Annotated in this window: 7 protein-coding genes; 5 read left to right on the forward strand and 2 right to left on the reverse strand. The window is 36.6% G+C overall.

From position 1 onward, the window contains the following. The first annotated feature begins 1 nt into the window (after position 1). From cbiQ to H6F62_RS16120, 4 genes are all read left to right on the forward strand, one after another. The gene (gene cbiQ / locus H6F62_RS16105) at positions 2-814 is read left to right on the forward strand and encodes a cobalt ECF transporter T component CbiQ (protein ID WP_190372480.1); all 813 of its coding nucleotides are present in this window, start codon (positions 2-4) and stop codon (positions 812-814) included. Further along, complete coding sequence (locus H6F62_RS16110; RefSeq protein WP_137907585.1) at positions 789-1,610, forward strand: ABC transporter ATP-binding protein; 822 nt, start codon at positions 789-791, stop codon at positions 1,608-1,610. The genes cbiQ and H6F62_RS16110 overlap by 26 nt, the downstream gene beginning before the upstream one ends. Before the next feature lie 229 nt (positions 1,611-1,839). Beyond that, positions 1,840-2,619: a hypothetical protein gene (locus tag H6F62_RS16115; protein ID WP_190372481.1), complete on the forward strand. Its 780-nt coding sequence runs from the start codon at positions 1,840-1,842 to the stop codon at positions 2,617-2,619. A 442-nt stretch (positions 2,620-3,061) separates the two neighbouring features. Then, positions 3,062-3,520: a pentapeptide repeat-containing protein gene (locus tag H6F62_RS16120; RefSeq protein ID WP_137907589.1), complete on the forward strand. Its 459-nt coding sequence runs from the start codon at positions 3,062-3,064 to the stop codon at positions 3,518-3,520. A 381-nt stretch (positions 3,521-3,901) separates the two neighbouring features. On the opposite strand, the gene metK is transcribed toward H6F62_RS16120, so the two are convergent. Then, a complete protein-coding gene (metK, locus tag H6F62_RS16125; RefSeq protein WP_137907590.1) occupies positions 3,902-5,140 on the reverse strand; it encodes a methionine adenosyltransferase in 1,239 nt (412 codons plus the stop codon). Between the two features lie 343 nt (positions 5,141-5,483). Here metK and tsaB point away from each other — a divergent pair, with 343 nt between their 5' ends. Continuing rightward, positions 5,484-6,182: a tRNA (adenosine(37)-N6)-threonylcarbamoyltransferase complex dimerization subunit type 1 TsaB gene (gene tsaB / locus H6F62_RS16130; protein ID WP_199306450.1), complete on the forward strand. Its 699-nt coding sequence runs from the start codon at positions 5,484-5,486 to the stop codon at positions 6,180-6,182. Here the strand turns inward: tsaB and H6F62_RS20735 are convergent. Beyond that, positions 6,183-6,368, reverse strand: a 186-nt coding sequence (locus tag H6F62_RS20735; protein ID WP_206755832.1) for a hypothetical protein, incomplete at its 5' end; no start/stop codon positions are given. It abuts the gene before it with no gap.

Genomic DNA, 6,368 nt, shown 5'->3' on the forward strand with positions numbered 1-6,368 from the left:
AATGACTTTAAAATTAGATACCCTAGCTTACACTAATCAACTGCGAAGATTACCACCAGAACATAAACTCATTTTTGCATTTACCACTCTGATTATTTCTCTTTGTAGTCATCCTCTAGTGCAAATTTTGATAGTAATTTGGATGAGTATTTGGACAGTAATTTATGCAAAAATTCCGGCTGGAGTTTATTGGCGCTTGTTAATATTCACTATAGTTTTTTGTTTGACAAGTTTACCAGCATTAATGGTAAATGGAGTTGAAATTTCTCATCTAGAAATTGTGAAATTAGATTCATTTTATGGGTTAAATTTTGGAGACTTCTATATTTATATCAGTCGGAGTGGCTGCATTCAAGCATGGAGGATTTTAACTAGAGCATTAGCTTCTGTTTCTTGTTTATATTTTCTCATGTTAACTGTCCCGTTTACAGAAATTTTGCAAACTCTACGTTGGTTAAGATTTCCAGTGCTTTTAACTGATTTATTATTACTAATGTATCGGTTTATTTTCATTTTATTAAAAACAGCCAATGAATTGTGGACAGCAGAAAATTCTCGTAATGGCTATCGTAATTGGCATACTAGCATGAAAAGTTTAGCATTATTAATCGGACAATTATTGCAGCGAACTCTACAACAATATAGTCAATTTTCTCTGGGATTGCAAGCACGAGGTTTCGCTGGTGAATTGCGATTTTGGCATCCCCGACGTTATCGTTTATCTCCACGATATACCATTGAAGCAATTTGTGGCTGTGTAATATTAATAGGATTAGAAATTTGCCGAAATGCAGGAATATTTACTCGAATTTGATCAGGTCTATTACACCTATCCAGGTTCACAAAAATCAGCTTTAAATGGTTTAACCATGAGGATTCCTTCTGGTAAAAAATGTGCCTTAATTGGTCAAAATGGTTGTGGTAAAACCACACTTTTCTTACTGGCTAATGGACTATATAAACCAAGTTCTGGAATTGTCAAATGGTGTGGTGAAGCATTAATTTATAATCGCCATTATCTCAGTAAAATCCGGCAAAAAGTCGGTTTAGTATTTCAAGACCCTGAACAACAATTAGTAGCTTCTACAGTTGAAGAAGATATTTCTTATGGTTTATGTAATTTAGGTTTACCCACAGGAGAAATTAAACAGCGAGTAGAACATATATTACGTGAATTTGAATTAACTAATTTAGCAGAAACACCAGTACATCATCTCAGTTTAGGACAGAAAAAACGAGTTTCCATTGCTGATATTATGGTACTAAAACCGCAGCTTTTAATATTAGATGAACCAACGGCATATTTAGATATTAAACATACTCGTAATTTGATGATAACCCTCAAAAAAATTCATCAACATGGTCATACTTTATTAATGGCCACCCACGATTTAGATTTAGTATATCGCTGGGCAGATTGGGTTTTTGTTATGGATAAAGGACAATTGATGCTAGAAGGAAAACCAGAAGATGTATTTAGCCAACGGACACTTTTAGAAGAATTAGAATTGGGTGTACCATTAATATATGAAATGTTGTTTAATGGGCTATCACCTGAAGAGAGAATAATTATAGAACGAGTCCGACAACGGATATTAAAAGATATTTGAAAATGTAGTTAACCGTAATATATTTTTGTGAATACATTGTAGGTTGGGTTAAGCGACAGCGCAACCCAACAAAGTTCCGAAAATGTTGAGTTTCCTTGGGTCAACCTAACCTACTTAGAAGTGGAATGTCAAAAGACAGTCTGTCAAACATTTTTTAATTCTGTTAATAAAATAAAAAGGAGATTATTTATAGTAAATTAGTTAATTAAAATCTCTGTGGAAATTGGATATGCAGCTTCAAGAAGTCCCTAATATTGCAGTCATTGTTGGTGAAAATGCCGTTACCCTTTCTCAATTACCTTCTGTGTGGCAAGATATTGCTAAAGGTAGGGCAAATGTTAAACTCAGTGATGCAAAAATCTATGTGGAAATGGCGCAGTTATTTCAATATAAACTGCAATATGGTGATGTTGACTTGTTTAATGAACGTCCCCAATTATTTCATTTAAAACGCTCATTTTCAGAGCTATTTGGGCAAATGGCACGAGAAACCCTAGAATTTTATGGTCATGATTTTATAGTTCATAATTATCCTAACTTTGAAGAAGTTTTGCGTAATTTGGAATCAAAAGGTTGTAAATACAGTGACGAAATCAAAGTAGCGCGTATTGGACTAGAACTTTTCCAGGAATTTGGTTATGATCTACCAGCAAGTTTTTATCATGTCCATTTAGCGCCAATTTATCGAGATCATGTATTTGAAGAAAGAGCTTTAAGATTTGATCAACGAGATATAGAACATAAACGTAGTTGGGATGCTATACTACACGCAGGTAAGGTATTTGCCATGCAAATGAAGGTACAAAGTATCGCCTCCAAATACGGTTTTACCTATCAACATGGCTGCGGTTGCAACTCTCATCTATCTTCCATTGATCAATCTTCTGGTACATTTGAGTATGAATTAAGTTTGGAAAAACGTCAACGCTGGATTCGGAGTTTTATCTGGACAGCTTGGTATGAATATGCAATATTTCCCATTGTGCCGAATACTATTTATCTGGTTTAATAAGACGACAAAATAATTTCATGGGTAATGGGAGATTTACACCTCCCATTAATGATTCATTTGAACTGAAATTTTTACCAGATATAATTTTTACCAGATATAAATGTGAAGAGAGAGAATAAATTCGGGATTTACTGAATAGATATCTTATAAAAAAAATTATAGGGACGATTCATAAATTGTCTCTACAAGGGTTTGGTGGTTACGCGCATTTAATTTTCACCAGATTTCTTGATAACTTATCTGCGGTTATCTGCGGTTATCTACGGTTATCTGCGGTTATCTGCGGTTAATTATCCTCTAGATCCTAACTCTATATTTTGCCCATTTGTGAAAAAATATCAAGCTTGTCATTTAAATCAACATTCTCCAGCCAATTAGTGAGACAATAAAGGCGTGAGGGCAAGAACGGACATAACTCCATTATAAAGGGGGAAATTTTATGAAACTCCAACTATTAGCCGCTATGGCCTTGATAACTCCCCTGTTTCTAGCTAATTCAGTTCAAGCTGGAAGCAAACAAGATTTGCAGAAACTTTTGTCAACCAGAGAATGTATTCAGTGTAATCTATCAGGGTCCAACCTCAGCGGTGCTCATTTGATTGGTGCTGACTTACGGGGCGCAAACCTTCAAGGTGCTAACCTGACAAATGCTAACTTAGAAGGTGCTGACTTGACGGGAGCAAATTTAGCAGGTGCTAATTTAACATCAGCTTTTGTTACCAATGTTAACCTAAAACAAGCCAATCTCAACAACGCCAACCTGACTCGGGCAACCATTCACGATTCTAACGTCTATCAAGCATCAATGGATAATATTAATATTACCGATGCTGGTATATATAACACAGGAATCGGTATTGGTGGAGAATATGGAACTACTCTTCCCGATTGGGACTAAGCTGTTACGCATCTAAATTTGATAATCCTAATCTAGCTAGATGTTGTGGTGCGGGCATACTTCGACCAATCTCAGTACAAGTCTTGCCCGCTAGAATCATACAAATTAAATGCAGTACAACTTAGGCAGTTAAATTTACACATTTTAAGTTTGTTTCACAAAAGGAAATATATTTTGTTTGTACTACCGGATTTATCCCTGATTCTCTTCCCTTACTGTCTCTGAGATAGGAATAAGTCCCAACTACAGTCTAGGAATTATGATACTTGTGTGAGTTACAACTCAATTAAAAAAGAGGTTATAGATAATTAAATTATCCATAACCTCAGTATAATTTTTTGTTGTCAAACTAACTACTTAAGCAATTAAACCCGAATTATGTTAATTAATTGCTTGCTTTAACACATCTACCTTATCCGTACGTTCCCAAGGTAAATCCAAATCCGTTCTTCCCAAATGACCATAAGCCGCAACGTCCTGATAAAAACGTCCGCCTCTTTCACTTGGTAAGTTACGTAAATTGAACACATGGATAATTCCCGCTGGTCGGAGTTCAAAATTCTCTTTAACTAAGTTTAATAGAATTTCATCATCTACTTTACCCGTACCAAAGGTATCAACAAAAATGCTAACAGGCCGAGCCACACCAATGGCATAACTTAGCTGTACTTCACACTTTTGTGCTAAACCAGCCGCGACAATATTTTTAGCAGCATAGCGAGCAGCATAAGCAGCAGAACGGTCTACTTTCGTGGGGTCTTTACCGGAAAAAGCACCGCCACCATGTCGAGAATAACCACCGTAGGTATCAACGATTATTTTCCGTCCTGTTAAACCAGAATCTCCCTGAGGTCCACCAATAACAAACTTACCAGTGGGGTTAACCAAAAACCTGGTTTCTTGACTTGGCTTAATAGTAATATCACCAAATATAGGTTCTACTACTTCCGTCCACAGGTCAGCTTTAATCTTTGCCTGTACCTCAGCATCATCGCTAATATCGCCAATAGTAGCTGTATGTTGAGTAGAAACCAAGATAGTATCAATACCTACAGGTTTACCATCTTCATAGACTACCGTGACCTGGGTTTTACCGTCGGGACGCAGGTAAGGGAGAATACCAGCTTTGCGAACTCCTGCCAATCTCCGGGCAATGCGGTGCGCTAAACTGATAGGTAAAGGCATAAGTTCTGGAGTTTCGTTGCAAGCAAAACCGAACATGATACCTTGATCACCAGCGCCGATTTTATCAAATAGTTCTTCACTATCCTCAGTCCGGCTTTCTTTGGCTACATTGACACCTTGAGCAATATCAGGTGATTGTTCGTCCAATGCTATTAAAACACTGGCACTATTTGCAGAAAAGCCGTTATCTGCGTCAGTATAGCCAATTTCCGCGATTTTTTTTCTGGCAAGATGGACATAATTAACATGAGCTTTGGTGGTAATTTCTCCAGTAATTAGCACCAAACCAGTATTAACTACAACTTCTGCCGCCACACGGCTATGAGGGTCTTCTGCGAGTAGCGCATCAATAATCGTATCAGAAATTTGATCACAGATTTTATCTGGATGACCCTCTGTAACTGACTCGGAAGTAAATAAATAACGACGAGACAAAGGAAATTCCTCCTGTGAAAATTTTTTGACTTAATTTCTGAAATCATAACAACATTTGCAGTTTTCGTAGTTAAGTATCTTCTATTTCAGTATCAAATAATTTATATGTAAATAAAAGTTATCAAAGTTACGGATAAATAGTTATAAATAAGTTATAAATAATTAGTTATAATTAGTATTATCTGGTATTTATGCTAAAATTAGCATTCAATTATACTATTAAATCTATCTTACAGTATATTTCCAACCAGTAACACCAATTCTCAAAAACTCCATTAATATTAAATTAAAAGCCCAAAATCAAAGCTACCTAGCTTCCATCCCCAAATAAAATATATTTACTTTGACGACCATATTGCCACTAAATAAATACGCTTTAGCATTGCACACCACCACACCAGAACTAGGTTTGACAATTAGCAACTTTGCAGATCATACCCAATCTCAAGTTTGGAATTTAGGGCGTGACTTATCTAGTCATATCCATCAATACCTGATGGATATGATTAAACCACGAACCTGGGCAGACCTGGAATTTATCGCCGTCAGCCAAGGACCTGGTGGTTTTACGGGAACTCGCATTGGTATTGTCACCGCTCGTACACTAGCACAACAGCTAAAAATTCCAGTATTTACCATTTCCACTCTAGCTGCAGTAGCTTGGCAAGAACATAGCTCACACAACCATTGTAGTTTTGCGGCTAAAATTAAAAATACTACTCCCCTAACGCGAAATTACCAATATCCAATAATTGCAGTAGAAATGCCAGGACAAAGGGGACAGATTTTTGGTGCTATTTATCAACCAACCCCTGATAATTCCAGCCTTACTGCTTTGTTGCCAGATACAGTATTCACCCCAGCCGCATGGCAAGAAACCCTTGCTAATTGGCATACCAGTTATCAGTTAATTTCGGCTACATCTCAGTTAGCCGCCACTGTTAACAGTATTTTGGAATTAGCTTATTTAAAGTGGCGGCAAGGCAAACACCCACATTGGTCCGAGGCTCTACCCTATTATGGACAGCATCCCATAGATTGATTATTTTGAAATTTGTCTAACCCTTACCATATAAAGCTTATAGCCAAAATCAGAAATTAAATTCACCCGATTAAAAAAAAGTTTTGAAAAACCCTTGACAATAACCGGCAGGATTGATATATTGAATAAGTGCCGGGGAGAGAAACAACTCACGGCAACTGAACCGAGAAAAAATAATACTTTGAA

This window comes from Anabaena sp. FACHB-1391, assembly GCF_014696755.1.
In the GTDB taxonomy this organism is placed as follows: domain Bacteria; phylum Cyanobacteriota; class Cyanobacteriia; order Cyanobacteriales; family Nostocaceae; genus Dolichospermum; species Dolichospermum planctonicum.

Excerpts from the sequence above, each read along its gene's own strand:
- cbiQ (WP_190372480.1), top strand. The coding sequence starts at position 2 with ATGACTTTAAAATTAGATACCCTAGCTTACACTAATCAACTGCGAAGA.
- H6F62_RS16110 (WP_137907585.1), top strand. The coding sequence starts at position 789 with ATGCAGGAATATTTACTCGAATTTGATCAGGTCTATTACACCTATCCA.
- H6F62_RS16115 (WP_190372481.1), top strand. The coding sequence starts at position 1,840 with ATGCAGCTTCAAGAAGTCCCTAATATTGCAGTCATTGTTGGTGAAAAT.
- H6F62_RS16120 (WP_137907589.1), top strand. The coding sequence starts at position 3,062 with ATGAAACTCCAACTATTAGCCGCTATGGCCTTGATAACTCCCCTGTTT.